This is a genomic window from Micromonospora sp. B11E3, from assembly GCF_039871625.1.
Taxonomy (GTDB): domain Bacteria; phylum Actinomycetota; class Actinomycetes; order Mycobacteriales; family Micromonosporaceae; genus Micromonospora.
Genome location: NZ_JBDPMC010000028.1, coordinates 14,718 through 39,908, shown reverse-complemented (window position 1 = coordinate 39,908; position 25,191 = coordinate 14,718). Strand labels below are relative to the sequence as shown.

The following is a 25,191-nucleotide window of genomic DNA, read 5'->3' as shown; positions in this document are numbered from 1 at the left end:
CCACGAACCGAAGGAGCATGATGATCATCGGACGAGGCATTCCGGGGGACCGGGTGTCGGCCATGCGGTCGGCGACCACGACCGGACAGGTCTGGTCGGACATCGTTCTGGCCGACGGCGGGACCCGCGCCCTCAACATGTTCTTCGCGCCCGGCTCGCGCACCCACTGGCACCGGCACCCGGGCGGCCAGATGCTCTACACCGTCTCCGGCGAGGGCTGGATCCAGGAGCGCGGCGGCGAGGTGGTGGTGATGCGTCCGGGCGACGTCGTCTGGACCGAGCCGGGCGTCGAACACTGGCACGGCGCCACCGCGTCCGCCCAGCTGGTGCAGTTGGTGCTCCACTTCGGTGACGTCGAGTGGACCGGAGAGGTCGGCGAGGACGAGTACGCCGCCTGCGGCGCCGAGGGCGCGCGATGAGCAGCCGGCCGGCCGACCTGGTCGCACGACTCGTGGGCGGCAGGCCGGGCTCGTGGATCGGCGGCACCTGGGTGACCTCCCCGGACACGTTCGCGGTCCACGAACCGGCCACCGGGGCCACGATCTGCACGGTCGCCGACGCCGACGCCGACCAGGCCGCCGCGGCGGTCGCCGCGGCGGCGGCCGCCCTCGACGGGTGGTCGTCGGCGACCGGCTGGCAGCGCTTCGAGGTTCTCCGCCGCGCGACCGACCTGCTGGGGGAGCGGGTCGAGGCCATCGGCGAGCTGATCAGCGCGGAGACCGGCAAGCCGCTGGCCGAGGCGGTCGGCGAGGCCCGCAACACGGTTCGCTTCTTCGAGTGGTTCAGCCACGAGACGCTGCGGCTTCCCGGCGAGGCCTGGGCCGACGTCGCGCCCGGCCGCGACGCCCTCGTGCTGCACGAGCCGATCGGGGTGGTCCTGGCGATCACGCCGTGGAACTTCCCGGCGTTCATGGTGGCCTGCAAGGTCGGCGCCGCGCTCGCGGCCGGCTGCACGGTCGTACTGAAGCCGGCCCCGCAGACGCCGCTCACCGCGCTGGCCATCGCGCGCTGCTTCGAGGAGGCGGGTCTCCCGTCCGGTGTCCTGAACGTCGTCGTCGCCGGCGATCCGCAGCGGGTCAGCGACGTCCTGCTGGACGCCCCCGAGGTCGCGTGCATCAGTTTCACCGGCTCGCGCAGGGTGGGCGAACTCGTCATGCGCAAGGCCGCGGCGTCGATCAAGCGGGTCCTTCTCGAGTTGGGCGGCAACGCGGCCGCGGTGGTGCTACCCGACGCGGACGTCGTCCGGACCGCGCGGGACCTGGTTCGGGCGCGATTCCTCAACTCCGGGCAGGCGTGCATGGCCGCCAACCGGGTGTACGTCGTCGAGTCGAAGGCCGGCGACCTGGTCGCCGAACTCGCCGCGGCGGTCGACCAGATCGTCCTCGGCGACCCGCGCGACCCGGCGACCACGATGGGCCCGCTCATCGACCACGCCGCCGTCGGACGGATCGAGGCGCAGTTGGCCGAGGCCGTGACGGGCGGCGCGACCGTCGTCGCGGGTGGCACCCGGACCGCCGAGAACGAGGCGAGCGCGTTCCTGGCGCCGACGCTGCTGACCGCCGAGGGAAAGAGCCAGCCCGCCGTACTCGGCGAGGAGTTCTTCGGTCCGGTGCTCAGCGTCATCCGCTGCGCCGACGTCGACGAGGCGGTCCGGTTGGCCAATGCGACCGAGTACGGCCTTGCGGCGTACGTGTTCGGCGGTGACCAGGCCGCCGCGACCGCGGTCGCCCGGAAGCTCAGGGCTGGCTCCGTCGGCGTCAACGCTCCGCTGGTCAGCGAGCCCGCCCTGCCCTTCGGTGGCATGCGCGGCAGTGGCCTTGGACGGGAGCGGGGACGCCTCGGCGTCGAGGAGTACCTGGAAACCAAGACCGTGCAGATGCCTGCCGTCCGCTGACGCACACTCCCTGACTCGCCACCGTCGGCCCCCTCTCCCGACGGCGGCTTCGCAACCATGCCCAGAAAGAGGTAGAGCAGTGCCAACAGAGACAGTGTGCTTCGTCGGCGGCCGGGTCCACACGATGGACCGCGCCGGAACCGTCGCGGAGGCGTTTCGCGCCGAGGGCGGCCGGATCACGGCGATCGGGACGACGGAGGAGATCCTCGCGGGCGCCGCAGGGGCGCGGGTCGTCGACCTGGCCGGTGCGGCGGTGCTCCCCGGACTGGTCGACTGCCACTCCCACCTGGAGCTGCTCGCCTTTTCCTGGGAGCTCGCCGTCGACTGCCGCTCGTCCCGCGTGTCGAGCATCGAGGAGATGGTCTCGGTGCTCGCGGAGCGCGCCGGTTCCACGACCGCCGGCGAGTGGATCCTCGGTCAGGGGGAGCACTACCAGAATCTCAAGCTCGCCGAGGGGCGCTATCCCGACCGGTACGACCTGGACCGGGTCAGCACCACCCACCCGGTGATGTACCGGGCGAGCTACCACCTCAACGTCTTCAACTCCCTGGCCCTGGAGCTGCTGGGCGTCGACGACGACACCCCGGACGCGCCCGGCGGACGGATCGAGCGCGACCCGGCCACCGGCGTCGCCACCGGCCGCACCTACGACATGTTCGAGCCGCTCGGCGGCCCGCAGCCGCCGGTCGAGGAGCTCGCGGCGGCGATCAAGCGGGTGCAGGACCGGTACCTCGCCGTCGGCGTCACCACCCTCGGCGACATCCCGCTGCACCGCGAGGGGCTGGAGGCGATCGCCTCCGTCGCCGCCGACCGTGAGCTGGTGCTGCGCGCCGCGCTGTACCCGAAGCTGGAGGCCGTGGTGTCGGCCGAGGACGTGCGCGCCGGCCGTACCAGGGAGCGTATCGACGCCCTCGATCCGGACCATCTCGCGATGGTCGGTTTCAAGGTCTTCCTCGACGGCGGGCTCACCGCGGGCGCGGCCGCCCTCCACCAGGACTACCCCGGCCAGCCCGGCTACCGCGGCGAGCTCGCGTTCACCGACGAGGAGGTCGTCGCCCTGGTCGCCACCGCGGACGAGGCGGGCCTGCAGATCGCCATGCACGCGATCGGCGACCGCGCCCTGGACCAGGCTCTCGACGGCGCGTTGGCACTGCCGGCCGAGCGGCACGGGGTCGCCCGGCACCGCATCGAGCACGCGGGCAACATGTTCATGACCGGCGAACGGATCAAGCGGCTGGCAGCCTCCGGAGTCGTCCCCGTTCCGCAGCCGGCCTTCCTCCTGACCACCGCGGCCGGATACGTCGCGCACCTGGGCAGCGAACGGATCGGGACCGTGATGCCGTTCCGCACGCTGATCGACCACGGCCTGCCGATCCCGGGCAACTCCGACGCGATCGGCATCACCGAGGACCAGCACGACCCGTTCCCGGCGATGCAGGCCGCGGTCACCCGGCGTACCAACGACGGCGACGTGCTGGCCGCCCAGGAGGCGGTCACGACCGAGGAGGCGCTGCGGATGTACACCGAGTGGGCGGCGTTCTCGATCGGCTGGGAGGACCGGGTCGGCTCGCTCGAGGTGGGCAAGTTCGCCGACTTCGTCATCCTGGATGCGGACCCGTTGGAGACCGAGCCGACGGAGCTGGCCGCCCTGACCGTCGTGCAGACCTGGATCGGCGGAACGCTGGTCTTCGAGAGGGACTGAGCGCGGACGAGCGGGATCGGTGGGGCACTGGCCGTGACGACCGGCATCGACCCGTCGGCGCGGTCAGCCCGCGAAGGTGTGATCGGGGAACCCGGGCACCTCTGGTCGAATCCGGAACAGAGCCCCCGCGGGGGAGCGGTCCTCGGGCGGCAGGCCCAGGCGGGAGGTCGTGACGTAGAGGTCGGCGTGGTCCGGGCCGCCGAATGCGCACGCGGTCGGGCGTCGGACCGGCAACTCCACGACGGCGGTGAGACGGCCGTCCGGCGCGTACCGGTGGACGGCGCCCCCGTCCCACAGCGCGACCCAGACACCGCCCTCGACGTCAAGGCACAGTCCGTCCGGCGTGCCCGCGTCAGGAGGCACCGCCACGGCTGGCCGTCGGTCATGCAACTCGCCGGTGGCCAGGTCGAAGGCGAAGGTGTCCACCCGGTGGGTGGCCGAGTCGACGTACCAGGCGGTCCGGCCGTCCCGCGTCCAGGCCAGGCCGTTGGAGACGGTGAGCCCGGTGAGTACGGTCTCGACCGAACCGCCGGGGTCGAGCCGGTGCAGCGCGGCCCGACCCGGCGCGGCGTCGTAGGCCATGGAGCCGCAGTAGAAGCGCCCGAGCGGGTCGCACCCACCGTCGTTCATCCGGACCGACGGATCCGACCAGATCTCGGGCAGCAGCTCCACCGAGTCGCCCCTCAGCAGCGCGAAGCCCCGCTCGACGGCCGCGACCAGTCCACCGTCGCAGCGCGGGCGCACGGCCGCGACCAACGGAGCGACGTGCCGGCGGCTGATCTGCCCGGTGACCGGGTCCAGAGCCAGGACGTCGCCGACCAGCATGTCGACCCAACGCACCCGCTGGTCGGCGGGGCACCACACCGGCCCTTCCCCGTGCCCGGCGACCGGCGGGGTGACCTGCTCCAGGAGAGTCATCGGACTCCTTCCGGTGCACCGCTCACAGGTAGTCGGCCGGCCAGTGGAAGGCGCCGGGTGCCCCGGTGATCGCGGCCAGGTGGTCGGGCGCCGCGTGGACCGGCCGGACCATGCCGGTGGCGTCGGCCTCCGTCACCGGGTCGGTCAGGAGGCTCGGCAGCGCCGCCTCGATCTCCGGGTCGGCGGGCAGCCGGGCCGTGCAGTGCCGTACGCCGCGGTCGGCGGCGGTTCGGGCGACCGCGCCGAACAGGGCGCGAAGGGCATCCGGCCGGTCCGGCCAGGCCGCGACCTCGAGCACCCGGACGTGCTCGGGAGACCACTGCGCGACCAGGTAACCCGCTGTCCGGCCGTCGTGCCGGGCGACCAGCGTCCGGGTGGGCGGGGCGTACCACACCGGCACCCGCCGCTCCCAGTCGGCGGCGTCCCGCACCGTGCTGAGCGGCCGGTGGGCGTTGAACGCCGCGTGCACCGGGGCGAGCTCCGCCCAGTCCACCTCGGACCCCGCCTGGACGGTCCAGCCCGGCGGCGGAGGGGCGGCTGCCGCCGGTCGGCCGCTGCGGTGGTGCAGGGTGAACGGGCGGTAGCCGCTGGAGAGGTAGACGCCGGGTGCGCCGGTGAACAGCAACGACCAGGCGCAGCCGTCCGCGGCCATCGCCGTGAGGGCCAGGTCGAGCAGGCGGCGGACGTGACCGCGACCCCGCGCCCGCACCCGGGTGGCCACGTTGGCGACGCCGCCGACCAGGTCGACGCCGCCGGCGGCGTTGCGTACCCGGCGGGGCAGGTAGTAGACGGCGGCGACGACCGTGCCTGCCTCCACCGCCACGAAGGTGCGCGGGAGGCGGCCGGGGTCGTGGGCGTAGAGCTGCGTCACGTGCGCGTCGGTGAACGCCTCGTCCCAGGTGGCGTGGAGCGACGGTACGTCCGCCGGCGTGGCCGGGCGGAACTCGACCGGGGCCGTCACGCCGGGGCGAGCAGGTTGCGCTGCCGGCCGAGCCCGTCGATCTCCACCTCCATCACGTCGCCGGCCGCCAAATAGGGGAACCGGCCGGACAGCGCCACCCCCTGCGGGGTGCCGGTGTTCAGGACGTCACCCGGCTCGAGCACGGTGAACTGGGACAGGTGCCAGATCAGGTACGCCACGTCGAAGATCATGTCGGCGGTGCGGGAGTCCTGCCGCGGCTCGCCGTTGACCCACGAGCGCAGCCGAAGCGCCTGCGGGTCGCCCACCTCGTCCGGCGTGACCAGCCACGGGCCGAGCGGGTTGAAGGTCTCGCACGACTTGCCCTTGGACCACTGGCCGCCGGGGTCGGCGAACTGGTAGTCCCGTTCGGACACGTCGTTGGTGACCGCGTACCCCGCCACGTGGGCGAGGGCCTCGGCGGGGGAGTCGAGATAGCGGGCCCGCTTCCCGATCACCACGGCCAGCTCGACCTCCCAGTCGGTCTTCGTCGAACCGCGCGGGATCAGCACATCGTCGTACGGGCCGACCACGGTGTTCGGCGACTTGTGGAACAGGATCGGCCGCTGGGGCGGGGCCACCCCGGACTCGGCGGCGTGCGCCGCGTAGTTCTGTCCGATGCAGAGCACCGCACCCGGCCGGGCGATCGGGGCGCCGATCCGCTCCCCGGTCACGTCGACTTCGGGCAGCGGCCCGGCCGCCCGGACCCGTTCGACCGGGTCCGCGGCGAGGAACGCGGCGTCGATGTCGGCGGTGACTCCGCTCAGGTCGAAGTAGCTGGTGCCGTCGAACAGCACCGGCCGTTCGGCACCGACCGGGCCGATCCGCATGAACCTCATGATGTCCTCTCCGATGGGGTGGGGGCCGCCAGCGGGCCCCAGATCGATCGCGTGCGGGGGATGGCCGTCAGCCCGTCCTGGCGAGCATCTCCGGCGTCACCGTGTGGGCGAGGGGCCGGCCGGCCACGTACCGGGCGATCTCGTCGACGACGATCTCGCCCTGCCGCCGGCGGCCCTGCACGGTGCCGGCGGCCTGGTGCGGGGTGAGCAGCACGTTGGGCAGCGCCCGTAGCGGGTGGCCGGTGGGTAGCGGCTCGTCGTCGTAGACGTCCAGCGCGGCGTCGATCCGGCCGCGGGACAGCTCCGCGACGAGCGCCGCCTCGTCGACCAGCCAGGACCGGGCGGTGTTGACCAGCCCGGCGCCGTCGGGCAGCAGCGCCAGCTCGCGGGCGCCGAGCAGGTGCCGGGTTTCCGGCAGGGTCGGCGCGTGCAGCGCGACGACGCGGCTGCGGGCGAGCAGCTCGTCCAGGCTGACCAGCCGGGCACCGAGCGCGGCGGCGTCCGACGCGGTGAGGGTCGGGTCGTACACGCTGACCTCCGCGCCCAGGGCGCGGACCAGTTCCAGGTACGCCCGCCCGGTGCGGGACGCGCCGACGACGCCGACCGGGCAGCCGAGGATCTCGTGCCGGGGTGGCGCCTGTTCCGCCTGGCTCCAGCTCGTGCCGCTGTGGAGCGCGTGGTCGAAGCGGGGCGTCTGGTGCAGCAGGGCCAGGGTGAACGCGAGGGCGACCTCGGCGACCGACCGGGCCATGCCCTCCCCCGCCTGGGTGACCGTGATGCCACGGGCGAACAGCTCGGGGGTCACGAACGGCTTGACGGAGGCGCCGGTGTGCGCGACCAGCCGGAGCGCCGGGGCGCGGTCCAGCAGGGCCGCGTCGAGCCGAGGGACACCCCAGGAGGTCACCAGCACCTCTGCCCGGGCCAGCCGCGGCTCCAGGCCGGTACGGGTGAGTGCCGCGTGGTCGTCGACCAGCGCGGCGTCGGTGATCGTGGTCAGCCGGTCGCCGATCCGGTCCGGAAAGAACTGGGCGCGCAGGGCGGCGGATACGGACACCACGGTGACCGGACGGCGTCCGCCGGATGGCGTGGTCACCGGCGGCCCGTTTCCGCCGGCCCCGGGTGGCGGCTCACCGGAGCCAGTCATCGCGATGCTCCGCGACGAAGTCGTCGTCCGTCAGCCACGGATAGGCGGTGGTCACCCGGGTCAGCTCCTCGGCCTGACCGGGCGACAGCCCTTCGGCCGGGTCGAGGCACCACACCCCGTCGAGCAGCCCCTGCCGGCGCAGCACCTCGTGCACCCCGGCGATGCAGCCGTGGAACCCGTTCGCGGCGTCGAACACCGCCGCGTTCGCGTCCGTGACCGCCGCCGCGCGGGCGGTCAGCTCCGCCAGCGCCGCCGGATCGCCCGACCGGGCGGCTCGTACGCGGTCGAGCATCGCCACCGCCGCGCGGGTCCACACCGCCCACTGGCCGAGCAGGCCACCGACGAACCGGCGGCCGGCGAAATCGCCGAGCAGGTCGCCGAGGATGTGGTCGTCGTTGCCGGTGTACAGCGCCACCTCGGCGGCCCGGTCGGCGGCGGCGATGCCGTACACCGCCTCCAGGGTGCGGTACCGGTCGAACGGGGCGAGCTTCACCGCGACCACCGACGGCAGGTCGGCGAACGCCCGCCAGAACGCCGTCGACAGGCGTGGGCCCCCGATGGCCGGCTGGAGGTAGAAGCCGATCAGCGGCAGCACCTCGCCGACCGCCCGCGCCCGGTCCAGCAGGTACGCCTCGTCGGCGCCGGGCACGACGGGGGACAGCAGCACGGCGTGGTAACCCAGCGAGGCGGCCAGTTCGGCCTCGGCGACGGCCTGGGCGGTGCCGCCGCAGGCCCCGGCGATCTTGACCACCGGTCGGCCAGCCTCGGCGTCGACGGTCTCGGCGGCCAGGGCGAGCACCGGCCGCAGCAGCCCCGCCTCGCGGATGGCGAACTGGGTGGTGTGCACGCCGACGGCGATCCCACCGGCCCCGGCGGCCAGGTAGTAGCGGGTCAGCGCCCGCTGCCTCCGCTCGTCCAGGCGGCGGTCGGCGGACAGCGCGAGCGGGTGCGCGGGGATGACGGTCCCGTCGCGCAGCAGGTCCAGGGACATGTCAGAACCTTCCGTCACGGACGGCGAACTTGGTGGGCTTGCCCGAGGTGGGCAGGCCGGCGGTCAGCCAGTCGGCCTGCCAGTCGACCAGGGTGCCCAGTGGTACGTCCGGGTAGCCGAACAGCGCGTGGCAGCGGGTCGCGTCGTTGAGCAGCGCGGTCGGCGCCTCGCTGCCGGCGTAGGTCACCGGCTTGCCCAGGCGCTCGCCCATCCGGGCGGCGATCCGGCGCACCGGGGCGGTCTCCGGGCCGGTCAGGTTCAGGGTGAGAACGTCCGGAGAGGCGTGCTCCAGCGACCGCAGCGCCACCTCGTTGGCGTAGCCCTGCCAGACCACGTTGACGTGGCCGGTGGTGACGTCGACCGGCTCGCCGGCCAGCACCGCCTGACCGATGTCGGCGAGCACCCCGTAGCGCAGGTCGACCGCGTAGTTGAGCCGGATCACCGCGACCGGGGTGCCCCGGGTGGCGGCGGCGTGCGCGAAGACCTGCTCCCGGCCGAGGCAGCTCATCGCGTAGTCGCCGACCGGGCCGGGCGGGTCGGTCTCCACGCAGCCACCCGAGGTCACCGGCACCATCGGGTACACGTTGCCGGTGGAGAACGCGGCGATCCGGGCGGCCGGGTAGCGGCGGGCCACCGCTGCGGGCAGCACCGTGTTGACCATCCAGGCCAGGTAGGGGGCGCTGGCGGTGCCGAACTTCGCGCCCACCATGAACACCACGTCGGCGGCGTCGGGCAGCCCGGCCAGGTCGCCGTCGCCGAGCAGGTCGAACGGCACCGGCTCCACCCCGTCGGCGGCCAGCGCGTCGGCCGCCGACCGGTCCGACCAGCGCGACACGGCGTACACCCGGTCGCCGCCGCGGCCGGCGGCGTCGAGCCCCCGGCGGGCCAGCCGGCACAGCGACGGGCCCATCTTGCCTCCGGCGCCGAGCACGACCAGGTCGCCGGCGCCGCCGGCCAGGTCGGCGACGAGCGCCGCCGACGGCCGGGCCAGCCGGTCCTCCAACTCGGACTCACTCTTGAACACGTTCTTCTTACCCCTTGATTCCGGACATCGTGACGCCCTCGGTGAAGTACCGCTGGCCCACGAGGTAGGCGGCGAAGATCGGCACGAACGCGACGACCGAGCCGGCGAGCATGACGTTGAGCGGCACCTGCTCCTGCTGCAGGGAGGCGATGCCGACGGTGAGGGTGCGCATGTCCCCGCTCTGCCCGATGATCAGCGGCCAGAGCAGGTCGTTCCAGTGCCACAGGAAGACGAACACGCCGAGGGTGGCCAGGATCGGCTTGCACAGCGGCAGCACGATCCGCACGAACATCCGCCACTCCGACGCGCCGTCGATCTTCGCCGCCTCGAACAGCTCGTCGGGCAGCCCCTGGATGAACTGCCGCATGAGGAACACCGCCTGCGCGTTGGCGAGCGTCGGCAGGATCAACCCCCAGTACGTGTCGACCCCGCCGACCTTCGCGATGAGGATGAAGGTGGGGATGAGGGTGACGTGGTAGGGGACCATGACCATCGCCAGGAACGACCAGAACATCGCCTCCCGGCCGGGGAAGCGCTTCTTCGCGAACGCGTATCCGGCCAGCGCGGCGAGCAGCAGCACCGCGACGACGCTGACCACCGAGTAGATCGTGGTGTTCAGCAGCCACCGCAGGATGCTCCGCGAGTCGAGCACGGTGGCGTACGCGTCGAACTCGACCGGCCAGGGCAGCAGGCTGCCGGGGAACTCGACGGCGGCGGCGGGCTTCAGGCTCAGCACCACCATCGCGTAGAACGGGAACAGGGTGACGATGCTGGCGACGGTGAGCAGCACGTACCGCAGCACGGTGCCGCCCGGCCCGGGCTGCAACGCCCGGTACGAGCGCCGCCGGCGGGCCCGGGGTGCCGTGGTGGGTGCGGGTGCGGGTGCGGTGGTCGTGGCGGTCACTTGTCCCTCCCGAGGGCCAGCCGCTGGATCAGCGCGACGACCAGGGTCATCGCGAACAGGGCCACCCCGATCGCGCTGGCGTAGCCGAGGTCGAAGTACTTGAAGCCCTGGTCGTACAGGGCCATGACGAGGGTGTAGCTGGCGCGGGCCGGGCCGCCGCCGGTCATCGCGTACACCAGGTCGAAGACCTGGAACGAGGCGGTCGTCTCGATCACCAGCAGGAAGAACAGCACCGGCTTGAGCTGGGGCAGCACGATCCAGCGGAACCGCGCCCACGGGCCGGCGCCGTCGGTGAGCGCGGCCTCCTCCTGCTCGCGCGGCAGGTCCTGGAGGCGGGCCAGCACGATCAGCATGCCGTACCCGAAGTGCGACCATACGCCGACCAGGGCGAGTGCCGGCAGCACCAGGGTGCTGGAGGCCAGCCAGGAGTCGTCGGGCAGGCCGACCCAGCCGAGGACCCGCGCCCAGGGGCCGCCGGAGGAGAACACCCAGGAGAAGATCGTGGCGACCAGCACCAGGCTGGTGACCACCGGCAGGAAGAACACCGACCGGAAGAAGCCGACGCCGCGGAAGGCGCGCCGGACCAGCAGCGCCAGCCCGACCGAGGCGGCCACGGTCAGTGGTACGTACAGCAGGGTGTAGACGGCGGTGATCCGCAGCGACTGCCAGAAGACCGGGTCGTCGGCCAGCCGCCGGGCGTTCTCCAGCCCGGTCCACTCGGCGTCGCCGCCGATCGTGTAGTCCATGAATCCGAGCAGCAGTCCCGCGAGCGCCGGGCCGAAACGGAACGCCAGGAACAGCAGGAACGCGGGGAGGACGAAGAGCAGACCCCATCGTGCCTCGCGCCGGGCGATCACCCGCCGGGCCCGCGGGGCCGGCAGCTGAGCAGGTACGGCCATCTCGCCATCCTCTTCGCAGGTTCGGCATCGGCCGACGCGGCCGGTGCGGTGGTGCCCGGCCCGCCGCCGCGCGGCGGCGGGCCGGTGGGGGGTCAGAGCAGCGCCTGGGCGGCCTTGGCCGCGTCGGCGAGCGCCTGCTCGGGGGTCTTCTTGCCGATCAGCGCGGCCTGGATCTCGGGGGCGAGCACGCCCATCACCTCGCGGCTCTTCTCGTTGAGCGCGCCGACGGTGGTGCTGCCGAGGGTCTTCTCCATCTCGGTGTTCACCGGGTCCTGCGGGTACAGCGACCCGGCGGACGTCTTGGCCGAGAAGTAGCCGCCCGCCGTGTCGTACGCGGAGGCGACCGCCGGGGCGGTGACGAAGGAGACCCACTCGCCGGCGGCCTTCTTGGCCTTGCTGCCCTTGAGGATGGAGAGACTGCCCACGGTGCCGTAGCCGACGCTCCGGGCGTCGCTCAGCGGCGGGAAGATCTTGATGTTCTCCTTGCCCCAGAACTTCTCGACGTCGGCCGGGACGTGCTGCCAGGTGCAGGCGACCTTGTTCTTGGCGACGTTGGTCTGCTCGAAGGCGGGGATGCTGGTGATCAGGTCCTTCTCGACGTAACCGCCGTCGACGAGCTGCTTGAGGAAGGTCAACGCCTTGACGCCCGCGGGGCCGTCGAACGCCACGGACCTGCCGTCGGCGCCGAAGACGTCCCCGCCGGCCTGCCACAGCAGCGGGTAGAAGGACTGGTTCAGCGTGGCGCTCGGGTCGGCGTAGTAGTTGGTGACGTCGAAGCCCTTGGCCTTGAACCTCGGCGCGAGGGCCAGCAGGTCGGCCCACGTCTTCGGGTACTCGGTGATCCCGGCGGCGGCGAACACCTTCGCGTTGCACATCAGCGGGTTGCTGCTGGTCAGGATCGGCGCGCCGAGCATCCTGCCGTCGAGGGTGACGGCGGCCCGCACGTTCTCCCGGTAGTCGGCCTTCGCGTCGGCGGGCAGGTACTCGTCCACCGGCTCGATCATCTTGTTGAACTTGCCGAGCTGGTCGGGGATCAGGTACACGACGTCGGGGCCCTTGCCGCCGGCGATGGCGGTGGTCAGCGACTCCTCCCGCTTGGCCCACGGGAAGATCTCGACCTTGACGTCGGTGCCGGGGTGGTCGGCCCTGAACGCGGCGACCTGCTTGTCCCAGAAGCCCCGGTGGGTGGCCTCGTCGGGGATCACCGGGTAGATCCACATGGTGATGCTCTGCCTGTCGTCGCCGGCGTCGGAGCCACCGCCGCCGCAGGCGGTGAGCAGCCCCGCCACCAGCGCGGCGACCGCGACCGGTGCGTACCTGCGAACTCGCATCTGTCCGTTCCTCTCTGAGTGGTTCAGTGCGCGGGCACGGTCACGACCGTGCCGGTGTGCCGGGCCGTCTCGGCGGCGAAGACCGCGAGGTGGCTGGCGAGGGTCTCGTCCAGCCCGGACCGGATGTGCTGGCCGTCGCCGGTGGCGACGGCGCGGACGAAGGCGTCCATCAGCGCGGTGTCGCCGCCGCCGTGGTCGTCGGCGGCGGTGGAGCCGCCGACCGTGCCGGCGTCGAGGACCTCGATCCGGTCGGTGCGGAAGTCGTGCACCCGGACCCGCTCCCCGTCGCCGGAGAGGAAGCCGTGGGTGCCGAACAGTTGGGTCTGCCGGTGGGTCTGTTCGGTGAAGGCGGCCATGGTGAAGGTGGCGGTGACCCCGCCGGTCAGCTCCATCGCCACCACCTGGTGGTCGACGACGTCGTTGTCGCCGGCGTACACGCACCGCCCGTACGGGCCGGTGCGCAGCGCCTCCAGCAGCGCGGCCTCATTGGTGCCGTCGGTGACCACGCTGACCGGCCAGATCGGCCCGCGCTCGCGCAGCACCGGCAGGTACAGCTTCGGCGCCGAGTACGGGCAGCCCGGCTCGACCGCGCAGTCCAGGCACCGCGCGGCAGCGCCGGCCGGAGCCTGGTCGGGCCGGAAGTGGCGCAGCCCGCCGAAGCTGGCGACCCGCTCGATGCGCCGGCCGGTGACGTAACCGAGCCAGTCCAGGTCGTGGCTGGACTTGGCCAGCAGCATCGGGGTGGCCAGGTCCTCCCGCCGCCACGGGCCGCGGACGTAGGAGTGGGCGTAGTGCCACCAGCCGACCGGTTCGAGGTGCTGGACGCTGACGATCTCGCCCAGCACCCCGCTGTCCACCACCCGCTTCACCACGTCGGTGTACGGGGTGTAGCGCAGGACGTGGCAGACCGCGAACAGCACGCCGGTGGCGCGGACCGCCTCGACGATCTCGCGGCACTGGTCCGCGGTCGGCGCCAGTGGCTTCTCCACCAGCAGGTGCCGGCCGGTCTTGGCGAACGCGACGGCCGGCTCCACGTGCATCCGGTCCTGGGTGGCCACGACGACCGCGTCCGCCGGCGGGTCCGCCGCGAGCAGATCCCGCCAGTCGGCGAACTCCGCCGCGCCGGGGTGGGCGGCGGTGATCAACCCTCGTTGGTGGGGTCGCGGGTCGGCGACCGCGACCAGCCGCGCCCGTCCCGAGGCGGCGGCCACCCACCGGGCGTACGTCTGGCCCCGGTTGCCCGCGCCCACCAGCGCGAGCCGCACCGGCCGGTCCTGCTGTTCCACCTGCTCCTCGCTTTCTCTCACTGGCCTCGGGCGGTCAGACCGTCAGGTTCCCGGCGTCGCGGACGCGGGGCGAGGCGGCCGGCAGTTCCCGGGCCACGCCCTCCTCGACGCACCCGGTGTGGTGCAGGTGGGAACCCTCGCCGAAGCCGGCGTCGGCCAGCCGCAGCCGCCCGCCGGTGAACTGCGCCCCCACGGCCGAGTACCGGTTGGTGCCGGCGTCGACGGCGACGTGCGCGGTGCCCGCGTCGCCGGTGGTGCTGAGATAGCCGCCCAGCTCCCACCGCACGACGCCGGTGGCCGCGGCGCGGGACAGCAGCGCCCTCGCCGCGTTCGTTCCGCTGACCACCGCACCGCCGCCGACGCTGATCCGCTGGTCGCTGGCGCCGGCGAGGCGGATGCCGGTGTCGGTGAAGGTCCCGCCGGACACGCGCAGGTCGGCGGAGCGCACGGTGGCCGGCGCGGCGTCCGGGGCGCCGACGAACGTCACGTCGGTCAGGTGCAGCCGCCCGGGGCCGCTGAAGGTGTGCCCGTTGATCCCGCGGAGCGTGGTGCGGACCAGGTGCACCGGGGTCGTGACGCTGGCCTGCACCACGTCGGTGCCGGCGGTGGCCAGGGTGAACGCGCAGTCCTCGATGACGTTGGGCCGCTGCGACCGGGTGGACTGCTGGGAGATGATCAGCGTGTCGTCGGCGGAGCAGCCGCGTAGCTGCACGCCGTCGGCGTTGACCCACATCATCCCGGAGCCGGCCAGCCCGGCCTTGCGGATGACCTGGACGTCCTCCAGGGTCAGGTCGGTCACCTTCACCCGGGCCACGAACCAGGAGCAGACGTGCTTGCGGACGGTGATCCGCTTCGCCGCCGAGCCCCACGCCGCGCCCGAGTTGGCGAACGTCATCAGCCCGGAGTTGCCGGTGTAGACCAGGTCGTGCTCGTACTGGCCGTGGGTGACGAACGGGCCCTGGTCGTCGCCGTCGCCGTGGCAGTTGGTGACGTACCCGTACGCCGAGGCGGTCCAGTCGTTGAGGTGCCGGGCGTTGGAGGTGCGGCAGTCCTCGACGTGCCCGTACAGGCAGTAGATCTGCTGGGTGAGGTAGCCCGCGCCGCCCCAGGTGACCGAGGTCGGGTTCTTCAGGGTGCACCGGGCGGTGTGGAAGTACGTGCACCAGCGCCGCATGATCACCGGCCAGAAGGTGCCGGTGGCGTCGACGTCGGCGACGTCGCAGTGCACCGCGTACTCGTAGGCGATCGGGTGGGAGCCGGTGTACTGGTCGGCGCCGTTGCCGGTGAAGACGAGGTTGCGCACGTGCACCCGGCTGACCGGCTCGACCCGGGTCCAGGTGAGGGTGCGACCGGGGGCCAGCTCCCAGCCGTTCTTGTAGTTGACCCGGATGTGGGTGCCGTCGACGATCTGGGTGACCTGGACGAGCTTCTGCAGCTCCCGCTCCCAGGTGCCGGCGAGCCGGTTGACCTCGACGGCGTACCACTGGCCGACGGCGAAGGCGGAGGAGTCGGCGACCTGGAAGGAGTCCCAGCCCTCCCGGACGGCCTCGGTCAGGGTGTGGGTGCGTACCTCGTCGGTGACCTTCCCGCGGAAGAACAGCACGGCGGCGAACGGGTCGTCGCGGCCGGCGTCCTCGATGCCGGTGGTGGACATGGTGTGCCCGCCGAAGTCGAGCACCAGGTCGCTGCGGGTGAACCGGTGCCGCTTGACGAAGTGCAGGTCGGAGTGGGCCTCGATGCGGTGCACGGTGGGGTCGCCGACCATGGCGTCGAGGGCGGCGTCGGCGGGGGTCTTCGCGTCGAAGATGCCGAAGTGCCGGAACTCGACGACGCCGTCGTGCAGCTGGTGCCAGCGGCCCGGCCGGTCGCCGTTCGGCGCGAGGACGGTGCCGCCGTTGCCGGCGGCCGTGCTGGCCGCGTCCCAGCGGACCAGCCGGGCGCCGCCGTCGCCGGCGGCGAAGTGTCCGTCGACGTGCACGACCTGCCCGTCGCGCAGGGTGTCGGGCATCAGATCGAGCAGGGCGGCGACGGTGCCGACGTGCAGGACCGCGTCGTGGCCGGGGGCCAGCGGGGCCGCCGCGCTGTCCGGCTCGGGGGCGGCGGCCGCGGCGGTGGCGGGGGAGAGGGCGAGGGCGGTCCCGGCGAGGGCGAGCCCGCCGAGCCCGGAGGCGCGCAGCAGCGTGCGGCGGGAGGTCGGTTCGGAGCGGTCCATGGGGGTGTCTCCTCTTTCAGGGGCCGGGGCGATCAGAGAGTGAGGTTGTCGCCGGTGGTGACGCGGGCGGACTCGGCGGGCAGCTCGCGGGCGACCCCTTCCTCGACGCAGCGGGTGTGCAGCAGCGTGGAGGCGGCGCCGAAGGCGGCGTCGGCGAGCACCAGCCGGCCGCCGGTGAACCGCGCGCCGACGGCCCGGTACCGGTTGACGCCGGTGTCCAGGCGTACGTGGGCGGTTTCCGCGTCGGCGGCGGCGCTGGTGCAGTCGCCCAGCTCGACGCGGACCGCCCCGGAGCCGGCGGCCCGGGTCAGCAGCGCCCGGCGGGCGTTGGTGCCGGCCAGCACCGCGCCGCCGTCGACGACGAGGCGCTGGTCGCGGACGGCCGACAGCTCGATGCCGGTGTCGGTGAGGGTGCCCCCGTCGATCACCACCTCCGCCGCGCCGACCAGCAGCGGGGCGGCCCCCGGCGACCCGGTGAGGGTGCAGTCGGTGAGGTGCACCGGACCGGAGCCGCGCAGGATCGCCCCGTCCAGACCCCGGAAGGTGGTGCGCACGAAGTGCACCGGGTTGCTGACCGGGGTCTGCACGACGACGGTGCCGGCGGGCTGGTCGAACTCGCAGTCGGCGACGACGGTGGGCCGGCGGGAGCGCGCCGAGCGCTGGGCGATGCTCAGCGTCCTCGCCGAGCAGCCGCGCAGCTGCGCGCCGTCGGCGTTGATCTGGAGCGTGCCGGCCGGGTCGAACGTCGAGCGGGCGATGACCCGGACGTCCTCCAGCGTCAGATCCGTGATCTTGGTGCCGGCGACGAACCAGGAGCAGACGTGCCGGCGGACGGTGATCCGCTTGGCGCTGATGCCCCACTGGCCACCGCTGTTGGCGATGTCCATCAGGCCGGAGTTGCCGGTGAAGACGAGGTCGTGTTCGTACTGGCCGTGGGTGGTGAACGGGTTGCCCCCGGCGTCGTCGCCGTCGCCGTGGCAGTTCTCCACCGTGCAGTACGCCGAGGCGGTCAGGTCGTTGAGGTGCCGGGCGTTGGAACTGCGGCAGTCCACGACGTGCCCGTACAGGCAGTAGATCTGCTGGGTGAGGTAGCCGGCGCCGCCGTACATGACGGTGGGCGGATTCTTCAGGGTGCAGTTGGCGGTGGTGAAGTGGGTGCACCAGCGGCGCATGATCACCGGCCACCAGGTGCCGGTGGCGTCGATGCCGGAGACGTCGCAGCGCACCGCGTACTCGTAGGCGACCGGGTGGGAGCCGCTGTACTCGCGGTCGTCCGGGCCGGAGCCGGGGTACTCGCCGGTGAAGGCGACGTGGCCCAGGAAGACCATGTTGCGCACGTGGGCGCGCTGGACCGGCTCGACCCGCCGCCAGGTGATCGTGCGGCCGGGCTCCAGGGTCCAGCCGTTGAGGTAGCCCACCCGGACGTGGGTGCCGTCGACGATCTGGGTGACCTGGACCATCTTCTGCAGCTCGCGCTCGTCGGCACCGGTGAGCGAGTTGCTGGTGGCTGTCCACCACTGCCCGACGGCGAAGCGCCCGGAGTCGGGCACCTGGAACACGTCGGTCAGTTCGGGGACGGTCTCGGTGAGGGTGTGGGTGATCACCGTGTCGGTCACCGCGCCGCGGAAGTAGAGCACGGCGCCGAACGGATTGTCGTGGGCGTTGCGCTCGATGCCGTCGGTGTGCACGGTGTGCCCGCCGAAGTCCAGCTCGATGTCGCTGCGACCGAACGTGTGCCGCTTGACGAAGCGCAGGTCGGTGTGGGCCTCGATCCGACGGATCGCCGGGTCGGCGACCATCGCGTCCAGCGCGGCGTCGGCGGGGGTGTCCCTGCCGAAGATCCCGAACCGCCGGAAGTCGCCGACCCCGTCGTGCACGGCCAGCCATCGGCCGCGGCCGGTCCGGTACGGGTCGTGCACGGTGCCGCCGTTGGCGGCGGCGGTGCTGGTGGGGTCCCAGCGCAGCAGGCTGCCGCCGCCGTCGCCGGCGGTGCGGTAACCGGCGACCCGCACCAGGGTGCGGACCGTCAGCACGGCGGGGGCGAGGGCGGCCAGGTCGGCGACGGTGTCGACGCGCAGGACCTGGTCCTGGGGAGTGAGTGTGGACGTGCCGAGTAGACCCATGGCGAGCCTCAACCTTCGCGGTCCAGCCGGCCGGCGCCATGCCGGACGGCGGGCTGGGGGTCTGCGGGCGCCACGGGAGACGCTCGCAGGACGGGGGAAGGTCGGGCAAACGCGCGAGGCGCGCAGGCGGCGGAGCTGCTGACCGGAACACCCGGCGCCGGGGCTGCGGCGCGTCGGGAGTCAGCTGTTCGCCCGAGGTGGCCGCGGCAGGGGCCGCGACCCGCCGCGACCTGGGCCGCAGCGTTGGCGGGAACGTTAAACAGCAGGTGAACCGGCTGTCAAGAGGTCGCCTCCGCCGGGACGTGACCGAGCCGGACGGAGATGGCCTCCGCGGCCTGCCGCACCTGACGCCCCAGCTCCTGGTACCGCCAGCTGGGCAGACCCAGCTTCAGCCCGGTCACGCTGATCGCGCCGCAGCACCCCCCGGTGTGGTCGCGCAGGGCGCTGCCGATGCAGAACACCCCGTCGGCGTCCTCCTCGTCGTCGAGGGCGTACCCGGCCTTGCGGACGTCGTCGAGGTGGGCCAGGAGCGAGTCCAGGTCGGTGATGGTGTGGTCGGTGCGCCGGGGCAGCCCGACACGGCCGATCAGCTCGGCGACCTGCGGCGGGGTCATCTCGGCCAGCAGGGCCTTGCCCAGCCCGGTGCAGTGCGGCAGCTCACGGGTGCCCATCCGCAGCTCGATCTGGATGCGCTCGCCGTTGCTGACCTGGTCGATGACGACCGCGTGGGCACCCTCGGGAACGGCCAGCCGGGAGCTGAGCCCGGTCCCGCGGGTCAGCCCGGCCAGCACCGGGCGGGCGATGTCACGCAGCGACAGCTGCTCCTGGGCGCGGACGCCGAGGCGGGCCAGGGCCATCCCGAGGCGGTAGCGGCGGTTCATCCCCTCGCCGTCGTCGGCGGCCAGGCCGTGGTGACACAGGGTGTGCAGGGTGGCGAACGCGGCGCTCTTGGACAGCCCGCAGGCGCGGGCGATGTCGGTGACGCTCAGTCCCTCGCCCGGGGTGGCGGTGGACAGTGCCTCCAGCACCTCGGCCGCGCGGCTGACGCTGCGCACCAGGTAGCGGGAGCCGTCCCCGTCTTCGGTGGTGGTCATGGTCCTTCTTTCGGTCAGGAAAGCCAAGTGTGTTCGCCAAGGCCGAACAGCGTAACAAACCCGTTCGGAAAGTGGTGCGGCATCGTGTTGACCTCCGCGAACAAGCGTGCCTAGTATGCCGAACATCGTTTGGTGATGCCGAACGGTGTTTCGAAACTCGATTGGTTCCTCCTGCGGCGGACAAACCGCGGCGTCGCGACCGGGCTGGGTCGCCGCGCCGCACCGATGAGGAGAAGGTGTGATTTCACGATCGGCCGGCGCCACCCTCGCCGAGCGGGCGCGCCGGGTCATCCCCGGCGGCGTCAACAGCGGGCAGCGCAGCATTCCGGGCCTCACCGACCTGGTGATCGCCCGCGCCTCCGGCGCGAGCTTCTGGGACGCCGACGGACGCCGGTACACCGACTACCACGCGGCCTTCGGGCCGCCCCTGCTCGGCCACAACGACGCCGACGTCAACGCCGCCGTCACCGATGCCGGCAAGCGGCTGGACCTGTGCGGTGTGGCCGTCACCGACGGCGAGATACAACTCGCCGAAACCCTGGCCGAACTGGTCCCGAGCATCGAGAAGGCGCTGCTGACCAGCACCGGCAGCGAGGCCACCTTCCACGCCCTGCGGGTCGCCCGCGCCGCCACCGGCCGGCGCCTGGTGGTCAAGTTCCAGGGCTGCTACCACGGCTGGCACGACTCGGTCAGCCTCAATGTCATCTCCGCCCCCGACCGGGTGGGCGTGCCCGACCCGATCTCCACCGGCATCCTGCCCGAGGTCCTCGACGCCACCCTCGTGCTGCGCTTCAACGACGTGGCCGCCGTCCGGGCCGCCTTCGCCGCCCACGGCGACGACATCGCCGCCGTCATCGTCGAGCCGGTACCGCACAACGTCGGCTGTCTCCTGCCCGACCAGGAGTTCCTCCAGGCCCTGCGCGACGAGTGCACCCGCGCCGGCAGCGTCCTGGTCTTCGACGAGGTGATCACCGGCTTCCGGCACGACCTCGGCGGCTGGCAGAAGATCAGCGGGATCACCCCCGACCTGACCACCCTCGGCAAGGCCATCGCCAACGGCTACCCGATCGGCGCCCTCGGCGGCCGGGCCGACCTGATGGACCTGTTCAGCACCCGCCCCGGCGCCCCCGCCTTCTTCGCCGGCACCTACAACGGGCACCCCGCCGTGGTCGCCGCCGCCCTCGCCACCCTCGGCAAGCTGCGCACCGAGCCGGTGCACGAGCACGTCTACCGGCTCGGCGAGCGGGCCCGCGCCGGCATCACCGAGGTCCTCGCCGACCTCGGCGTCCCCGCCGTGGTCACCGGCCACGGCTCCGTCTTCGTGACCTACTTCATGCCCGGACCGGCGCCGCGCAGCTACGACGACCTGCTGCGCAACGATGCCGCCATGTTCATCGGCTACCGTCGGCGGATGCCCGAGCACGGCATCTTCGAGCTGCCGCTGAACCTCAAGCGCAACCACATCTCGTACGCCCATACCGACGCCGACATCGACCACCTCGTCGAGGCCACCCGGACAGCCGTCCGCGACACCCTCGCCAGCGGCGGCGTCACCGAGCTGGCCGGCACCGCCACCATGGGCGGCGCGACCGCCGGCGGGGAAGGGCGGTCCTGATGCTGACCGTCGACAGGACGCGTCCCGTCGGCCCCGCCGGGCGGATCAGCCGGGTGGAGACCCTCACCCTCGGTACCGCCTGGCGCGACTTCTCCTACGTCCGGGTGCACACCGACGCCGGGCTGACCGGCGTCGGCGAGATCACCCACCCGTACCGGGCGCGGGAAACCTGCCAGCTCGCCGAGGCGATGGCCGGGCGGCACCTGATCGGCGCCGACCCGTTCGACGTCGAGGAGATCTGGCTGCGCATGTACCAGGGCGACTTCCTGCGCGGCGGCGACATCGGCGGGATCGTCGTCTCCGGCGTCGACCAGGCCCTCTACGACCTCATGGGCAAGGCCCTCGGCGTGCCCGTGTACCGCCTCACCGGCGGGGCGTGCCGCGACCGCGTCCGGGTGTACGCCAACGGCTGGTACACCGGCGACCGCGAGCCCGCCGCGTTCGCCGAGCGGGCTGTCGCCACCGTCGCCACCGGGTACACGGCACTGAAGTTCGACCCGTTCGGCGCGGGCCTCGGCGAGCTGTCCCGCACCGAGCTGCGCCGCTCGATCGACATCGTCGCCGCCGTCCGCGACGCCGTCGGGCCCGAGATCGAGCTGTTCGTCGAGGGGCACGCCCGCTTCGCCATGCACACCGCCGCCCGGCTGGTACGCGAGCTGGAGCCGTTCGACCTCGGCTGGTTCGAGGAGCCGCTGCCGTGGACGCACATCGAGCGGTACGCCGAGCTGCGCGCCCGCGCCACCATGCCGATCTCCGGTGGCGAGCACTTCCACAACCGCTACGAGTACGCCCGGCTGTTCGCCACCGACGCCGTCGACATCATCCAGCCCGACCTGTCCATGGCCGGCGGGTTCACCGAGGTGCGCAAGCTCGCCGCCGTCGCCGACCAGCACGCCATGGTCGTCGCCCCGCACAACTCCAACTCGCCGCTGTGCACCACCGCCTCCGTGCACGCCGTCCTCGGGATGCCCAACTTCAAGATCCTGGAGACGTTCGACGGCCTGCTGGAGGACTACGTCTTCGCCGCCGTACGCGGCGCCTTGCCGGTGGTCGACGGGCACATCGACCTGCCCACCGCCCCCGGCCTCGGCGTCGAACTGGTCGACGAGGTGTTCGCCGAACATCCGCCGAGCCACGGCTTCTGGAACATGTTCGCCGAGGGGTGGGAGAAACGGGACCGGCGATGATCGTCGACGTGCACTCGCACCTGTTCGACTGCCCGGAGCACGTCGGCGACCCGTTCGCCGCCGAGGCGTCCCGGGCGCACGGCGGCGAGGTCGACCTGACGGTGCGGTGGTCGCAGTACGCGGCCACCGCACCGCCGGACACCCGCACCGTCGTCGTCGGCGGCAAGGCCCGCCGCTCCGGCCTCTGGGTCGACGACGCCGCCGTGGCCGCGTACGTCGCGGCCCACCCCGACCGGCTGGTCGGCTACCTCGCCCTGGATCCCACCCAGCCCGGCTGGCGCGACGAGCTGGAGCACGGGCACCGCGATCTCGGCCTGCGCGGCATCAAGCTGATGCCGATGTACGCCGGGTTCGACCCCGCCGACCCCGCCTACGACGACCTCTACGCCTACGCCGAGCGGCACGGCCTGCCGCTGCTGGTGCACACGGGCACCACCTTCGTCTCCGCCGCGCCGCTGCGCTACGCCCTTCCGGTGCATCTCGACGAGGTGGCCATCCGCCATCCCGAGCTGCGCATGGTGCTGGCCCACCTCGGCCACCCGTACGAGGGGGAGTGCATCGCGGTCATCCGTAAGCACCAGCACGTCTACGCCGACGTCTCCGCGCTGCACTACCGCCCCTTCCAGCTCTGGCACAGCCTGCGGCTGGTGCAGGACTACGGGGTGTGGGGCAAGTTGCTGTTCGGCAGCGACTACCCGTTCACCACCGTCGACGCCTCGATCGAGGGCCTGCGGGCGGTGGGCCGGGTGCCTGGCATCCCCGGCCTCGACCCGCTCGACACCGAGCAGATCGAGCAGTTGATCCACCGTCCGTCGCTCGACCTGCTGGGGTTGGCATGACCGTCGTCCCGCCCTCCTTCGACCTGTCCGGCCGGCTGGCCGTGGTGACCGGTGCCGCGCGGGGGCTCGGCGCCGCGTTCGCGGTCGGCCTCGCCTCGGCCGGCGCCGACCTGGTGCTGGTGGACCGGCCCGGTGCCGACCTCGACCCGGTCGTGGCCGCGGTGACGCGGCACGGCCGGACCTGCCACCCGTACGAGTTCGACCTGTCCGACACGACCGGGATCGGCCCGTGGGCCGACGAGGTACGCCGTGACCGCGGCCCGGTGCACATCCTGGTGAACAACGCCGGCGTGGCCCGGCTGGAGCACTTCAACGAGATCACGGTTGCCGCCTGGCGGGAGGTGATGCGGGTGAACGTGGACGCGGTCTTCTTCCTCGCGCAACGCGTCGCCGAGCACATGATCGCCGACGGGGTGCCCGGCCGGATCGTCAACATCTCCTCGAAGAACGGGCTGACGGCCGAAGCGGGGCTCGCCCACTACAACGCCTCGAAGGGGGCTGTCGAGCTGCTCACCCGCTCGCTCGCCGCCGAGCTGGGACCGCACGGGATCACCGCGAACACGATCGCCCCCGGCATGATCGCCACCCCGATCGACGGCGAGTTCCCCCTGGACCGGCAGGCGTTCGAGGCCGCCTGGGAGGAGCGGATCCCGTTGCGCGGTGGCTACGGCACGCCGGACGACTGCGTCGGCGCGCTCCTGCTCCTGGCCTCTGACGCCGGCCGCTACATCAACGGCACCCACCTGGTTGTCGACGGGGGAGTGCTCGCCGACCAGATGCCCCGGCTCCGGTTCATGCCCCCGTACCGCAGCACCCTCTGACCGCCGAGCCGCGTGGCCGGCGTGGCCACTTCGACGCGCGACATTGCCTCGCCAGCGTGGGTGGGACCGCGCTGACGAGGCAATGGTCACCGGATGGACGTCACTTCTCGATCGTGATCGTCGCCGTGCGGTAGTTGTTGCGCGTGTCGTTCTTCGTCGGGTCGTAGTTCTTCTCGATGTTGCCGACGGTGTCGACCGAGAACCAGCGGAACGTCGTCGTCTCGGTCACGTGGAACACCTGCCCCGGCTCACGGAACTCGGTCGCCTCGTAGCGCGGCGACTCGAGCGTGGGCCGGGTGCCGTCCGTCGTGTAGTAGATGGTGGCTGGCTCGCTCGTCTCGAAGCGCACGTCGACGGACCCGGGGTATGCCCCGCCGCCGGGAACGAGGCGGGACGTCGGCTTCGTCTTGTCCTTGCCCCACTTGGCCGCGATCCGGAACATCTCCATGATCCCGTTGGCGTACTCCATCGTCTCGGCGTGGCCGCTGACGAGGTCCGGATTTCCCACCCACGCCGGCTGGAACGAGCCGCCCTGCCAGTTGCCGGTGGCCGGGTTGTAGATCGAGCCGCCTACCTCCCAGCCGAAGGCGTAGATCCCGTACGTGTGGTACAGGTCCTCGCGCACGTTGCCGGCGGAGGAGTAGAGGACGTCCGACGAGCCGCCGACGTTCTCCGGCGTGACGACGGTCTGCCGGTGGGCCTTGACCTGCGACAGGATCCTGGCGGCCGACTGCCAGTAGAACGCCTCGTCACCCAGCGGCGGGCGCGGCGTGGTGATCCGTCCGTCCGCGATGTAGGCGCCGGGCTGCCAGAACAACTGACCGCCGTTGGAGTGCACCGACATCATGAACTTGATGTTCGTGTACTTCTCGACCAGCCAGATGATGTTCTTCGACTCGGGCTCGGACAGCTTCTCCGGTCCCTGGTACGTGTCGCTGACGCAGCTGGTCGACGCGCCCGAGTAGCCGTCGTGGCCCGACCCGACCCGGTAGTTCCGGTTCAGGTCGACGCCCCAGGAGTTGCGCCGGGCGGGGTCGGCGTTGTCGTCCGCGCAGTGGTTCGTCATGTTCCGGCGCTGCGAGGCGAAGTTGTAGAAGCTGTAGTTCGCCCCATCGGGGTTGTTGGACAGGATGAGGAAGATGTCGGTGTTGTCGACGATCTTCTTCGTCTCCCAGTCGGACCTGTAGTTGTGCACCAGGCGCTCGGCCGTCTCCAGCGTGGTCGTCGCGGGCATCCACTCGCGGGCGTGGTCCTGCGCCTGGATCAGGACACCCGGGTTCCTGCCGTCGCGGTGCTTGCCGATGCGGAGGACAGGAATCGTGGCCGGACCGCGCGGCACCTCGCCCTCCGGTGCGCCGGCACGCTTCTGGTCGAGGAAGTCGGTCAACGCGACCGGGCCGGAGGTCGGCG

Annotated in this window: 21 protein-coding genes; 7 read left to right on the top strand and 14 right to left on the bottom strand. The window is 72.5% G+C overall.

Features of this window, described 5'->3' with window-relative positions:
- Nucleotides 1-20: 20 nt before the first annotated feature.
- The 3 genes from ABGB16_RS16290 to ABGB16_RS16280 all read left to right on the top strand — a co-directional run bounded on the left by ABGB16_RS16290 (nt 21) and on the right by ABGB16_RS16280 (nt 3,596).
- Complete coding sequence (locus ABGB16_RS16290; protein WP_347668899.1) at nt 21-419, top strand: cupin domain-containing protein; 399 nt, start codon at nt 21-23, stop codon at nt 417-419.
- On the top strand, nt 416-1,894 hold the full coding sequence (locus ABGB16_RS16285) for an aldehyde dehydrogenase family protein (protein WP_347668898.1): 1,479 nt from the start codon (nt 416-418) through the stop codon (nt 1,892-1,894). The genes ABGB16_RS16290 and ABGB16_RS16285 overlap by 4 nt, the downstream gene beginning before the upstream one ends.
- Nucleotides 1,895-1,973: 79 nt before the next feature.
- Entirely contained in the window at nt 1,974-3,596 is a 1,623-nt protein-coding gene (locus tag ABGB16_RS16280; RefSeq protein WP_347668897.1) for an amidohydrolase, read from the top strand.
- 63 nt (nt 3,597-3,659) lie between these two features.
- On the opposite strand, the gene ABGB16_RS16275 is transcribed toward ABGB16_RS16280, so the two are convergent.
- The 13 genes from ABGB16_RS16275 to ABGB16_RS16215 all read right to left on the bottom strand — a co-directional run bounded on the left by ABGB16_RS16275 (nt 3,660) and on the right by ABGB16_RS16215 (nt 19,319).
- Nucleotides 3,660-4,514 carry an SMP-30/gluconolactonase/LRE family protein gene (locus ABGB16_RS16275; protein WP_347668896.1) on the bottom strand — a complete coding sequence of 285 codons (855 nt, stop codon included), beginning with the start codon at nt 4,512-4,514 and terminating at the stop codon, nt 3,660-3,662.
- Between the two features lie 22 nt (nt 4,515-4,536).
- The gene (locus ABGB16_RS16270) at nt 4,537-5,475 is read right to left on the bottom strand and encodes a GNAT family N-acetyltransferase (protein ID WP_347668895.1); all 939 of its coding nucleotides are present in this window, start codon (nt 5,473-5,475) and stop codon (nt 4,537-4,539) included.
- Complete coding sequence (locus tag ABGB16_RS16265) at nt 5,472-6,311, bottom strand: fumarylacetoacetate hydrolase family protein (protein ID WP_347668893.1); 840 nt, start codon at nt 6,309-6,311, stop codon at nt 5,472-5,474. Before ABGB16_RS16265 ends, ABGB16_RS16270 begins: the two co-directional genes overlap by 4 nt.
- A 67-nt stretch (nt 6,312-6,378) precedes the next feature.
- Entirely contained in the window at nt 6,379-7,365 is a 987-nt protein-coding gene (locus ABGB16_RS16260) for a hydroxyacid dehydrogenase (RefSeq protein ID WP_347668892.1), read from the bottom strand.
- A 73-nt stretch (nt 7,366-7,438) separates the two neighbouring features.
- Nucleotides 7,439-8,446 (bottom strand): dihydrodipicolinate synthase family protein, encoded by a 1,008-nt coding sequence (locus ABGB16_RS16255; RefSeq protein WP_347668891.1) that lies wholly within the window; start codon nt 8,444-8,446, stop codon nt 7,439-7,441.
- A 1-nt stretch (nt 8,447) separates the two neighbouring features.
- Nucleotides 8,448-9,470 carry an NAD-dependent epimerase/dehydratase family protein gene (locus ABGB16_RS16250; RefSeq protein ID WP_347668890.1) on the bottom strand — a complete coding sequence of 341 codons (1,023 nt, stop codon included), beginning with the start codon at nt 9,468-9,470 and terminating at the stop codon, nt 8,448-8,450.
- Nucleotides 9,471-9,477: 7 nt separating this feature from the next.
- Nucleotides 9,478-10,374 (bottom strand): carbohydrate ABC transporter permease, encoded by an 897-nt coding sequence (locus ABGB16_RS16245; protein ID WP_347668889.1) that lies wholly within the window; start codon nt 10,372-10,374, stop codon nt 9,478-9,480.
- Complete coding sequence (locus ABGB16_RS16240) at nt 10,371-11,273, bottom strand: sugar ABC transporter permease (RefSeq protein WP_347668888.1); 903 nt, start codon at nt 11,271-11,273, stop codon at nt 10,371-10,373. The genes ABGB16_RS16245 and ABGB16_RS16240 overlap by 4 nt, the downstream gene beginning before the upstream one ends.
- Nucleotides 11,274-11,365: 92 nt before the next feature.
- Nucleotides 11,366-12,604, bottom strand: coding sequence for a sugar ABC transporter substrate-binding protein (locus ABGB16_RS16235; RefSeq protein ID WP_347668887.1), 1,239 nt, complete (start codon nt 12,602-12,604; stop codon nt 11,366-11,368).
- Nucleotides 12,605-12,627: 23 nt separating this feature from the next.
- Nucleotides 12,628-13,890, bottom strand: a complete 1,263-nt coding sequence (locus ABGB16_RS16230; protein WP_347668886.1) for a Gfo/Idh/MocA family oxidoreductase — start codon at nt 13,888-13,890, stop codon at nt 12,628-12,630.
- A 34-nt stretch (nt 13,891-13,924) separates the two neighbouring features.
- Nucleotides 13,925-16,102 (bottom strand): hypothetical protein, encoded by a 2,178-nt coding sequence (locus tag ABGB16_RS16225; protein ID WP_347668885.1) that lies wholly within the window; start codon nt 16,100-16,102, stop codon nt 13,925-13,927.
- A 32-nt stretch (nt 16,103-16,134) separates the two neighbouring features.
- Nucleotides 16,135-18,225 carry a hypothetical protein gene (locus ABGB16_RS16220; protein ID WP_347668884.1) on the bottom strand — a complete coding sequence of 697 codons (2,091 nt, stop codon included), beginning with the start codon at nt 18,223-18,225 and terminating at the stop codon, nt 16,135-16,137.
- A gap of 278 nt (nt 18,226-18,503) precedes the next feature.
- The gene (locus ABGB16_RS16215; protein WP_347668883.1) at nt 18,504-19,319 is read right to left on the bottom strand and encodes an IclR family transcriptional regulator; all 816 of its coding nucleotides are present in this window, start codon (nt 19,317-19,319) and stop codon (nt 18,504-18,506) included.
- Nucleotides 19,320-19,557: 238 nt separating this feature from the next.
- Here ABGB16_RS16215 and ABGB16_RS16210 point away from each other — a divergent pair, with 238 nt between their 5' ends.
- Genes ABGB16_RS16210 through ABGB16_RS16195 form a run of 4 tightly spaced genes read left to right on the top strand, consistent with a single transcriptional unit; the run spans nt 19,558 to nt 23,781 of the window.
- Complete coding sequence (locus ABGB16_RS16210; protein ID WP_347668882.1) at nt 19,558-20,934, top strand: aspartate aminotransferase family protein; 1,377 nt, start codon at nt 19,558-19,560, stop codon at nt 20,932-20,934.
- Nucleotides 20,934-22,121 carry a mandelate racemase/muconate lactonizing enzyme family protein gene (locus tag ABGB16_RS16205; protein ID WP_347668881.1) on the top strand — a complete coding sequence of 396 codons (1,188 nt, stop codon included), beginning with the start codon at nt 20,934-20,936 and terminating at the stop codon, nt 22,119-22,121. The genes ABGB16_RS16210 and ABGB16_RS16205 overlap by 1 nt, the downstream gene beginning before the upstream one ends.
- Nucleotides 22,118-22,960: an amidohydrolase family protein gene (locus ABGB16_RS16200; protein ID WP_347668880.1), complete on the top strand. Its 843-nt coding sequence runs from the start codon at nt 22,118-22,120 to the stop codon at nt 22,958-22,960. Before ABGB16_RS16205 ends, ABGB16_RS16200 begins: the two co-directional genes overlap by 4 nt.
- Nucleotides 22,957-23,781 carry an SDR family oxidoreductase gene (locus tag ABGB16_RS16195; protein WP_347668879.1) on the top strand — a complete coding sequence of 275 codons (825 nt, stop codon included), beginning with the start codon at nt 22,957-22,959 and terminating at the stop codon, nt 23,779-23,781. The genes ABGB16_RS16200 and ABGB16_RS16195 overlap by 4 nt, the downstream gene beginning before the upstream one ends.
- A gap of 100 nt (nt 23,782-23,881) precedes the next feature.
- On the opposite strand, the gene ABGB16_RS16190 is transcribed toward ABGB16_RS16195, so the two are convergent.
- Nucleotides 23,882-25,168, bottom strand: coding sequence for a M14 family metallopeptidase (locus tag ABGB16_RS16190; protein ID WP_347668878.1), 1,287 nt, complete (start codon nt 25,166-25,168; stop codon nt 23,882-23,884).
- Nucleotides 25,169-25,191: the final 23 nt, after the last annotated feature.

What these genes read in the sequence shown, in the direction of transcription:
- ABGB16_RS16205 (WP_347668881.1), top strand. Translation starts at nt 20,934, where the DNA reads ATGCTGACCGTCGACAGGACGCGTCCCGTCGGCCCCGCCGGGCGGATC.
- ABGB16_RS16220 (WP_347668884.1), bottom strand. Translation starts at nt 18,225, where the DNA reads ATGGGTCTACTCGGCACGTCCACACTCACTCCCCAGGACCAGGTCCTG.
- ABGB16_RS16275 (WP_347668896.1), bottom strand. Translation starts at nt 4,514, where the DNA reads ATGACTCTCCTGGAGCAGGTCACCCCGCCGGTCGCCGGGCACGGGGAA.
- ABGB16_RS16215 (WP_347668883.1), bottom strand. Translation starts at nt 19,319, where the DNA reads ATGACCACCACCGAAGACGGGGACGGCTCCCGCTACCTGGTGCGCAGC.
- ABGB16_RS16235 (WP_347668887.1), bottom strand. Translation starts at nt 12,604, where the DNA reads ATGCGAGTTCGCAGGTACGCACCGGTCGCGGTCGCCGCGCTGGTGGCG.
- ABGB16_RS16225 (WP_347668885.1), bottom strand. Translation starts at nt 16,102, where the DNA reads ATGGACCGCTCCGAACCGACCTCCCGCCGCACGCTGCTGCGCGCCTCC.
- ABGB16_RS16285 (WP_347668898.1), top strand. Translation starts at nt 416, where the DNA reads ATGAGCAGCCGGCCGGCCGACCTGGTCGCACGACTCGTGGGCGGCAGG.
- ABGB16_RS16290 (WP_347668899.1), top strand. Translation starts at nt 21, where the DNA reads ATGATCATCGGACGAGGCATTCCGGGGGACCGGGTGTCGGCCATGCGG.
- ABGB16_RS16240 (WP_347668888.1), bottom strand. Translation starts at nt 11,273, where the DNA reads ATGGCCGTACCTGCTCAGCTGCCGGCCCCGCGGGCCCGGCGGGTGATC.
- ABGB16_RS16200 (WP_347668880.1), top strand. Translation starts at nt 22,118, where the DNA reads ATGATCGTCGACGTGCACTCGCACCTGTTCGACTGCCCGGAGCACGTC.
- ABGB16_RS16195 (WP_347668879.1), top strand. Translation starts at nt 22,957, where the DNA reads ATGACCGTCGTCCCGCCCTCCTTCGACCTGTCCGGCCGGCTGGCCGTG.
- ABGB16_RS16265 (WP_347668893.1), bottom strand. Translation starts at nt 6,311, where the DNA reads ATGAGGTTCATGCGGATCGGCCCGGTCGGTGCCGAACGGCCGGTGCTG.
- ABGB16_RS16255 (WP_347668891.1), bottom strand. Translation starts at nt 8,446, where the DNA reads ATGTCCCTGGACCTGCTGCGCGACGGGACCGTCATCCCCGCGCACCCG.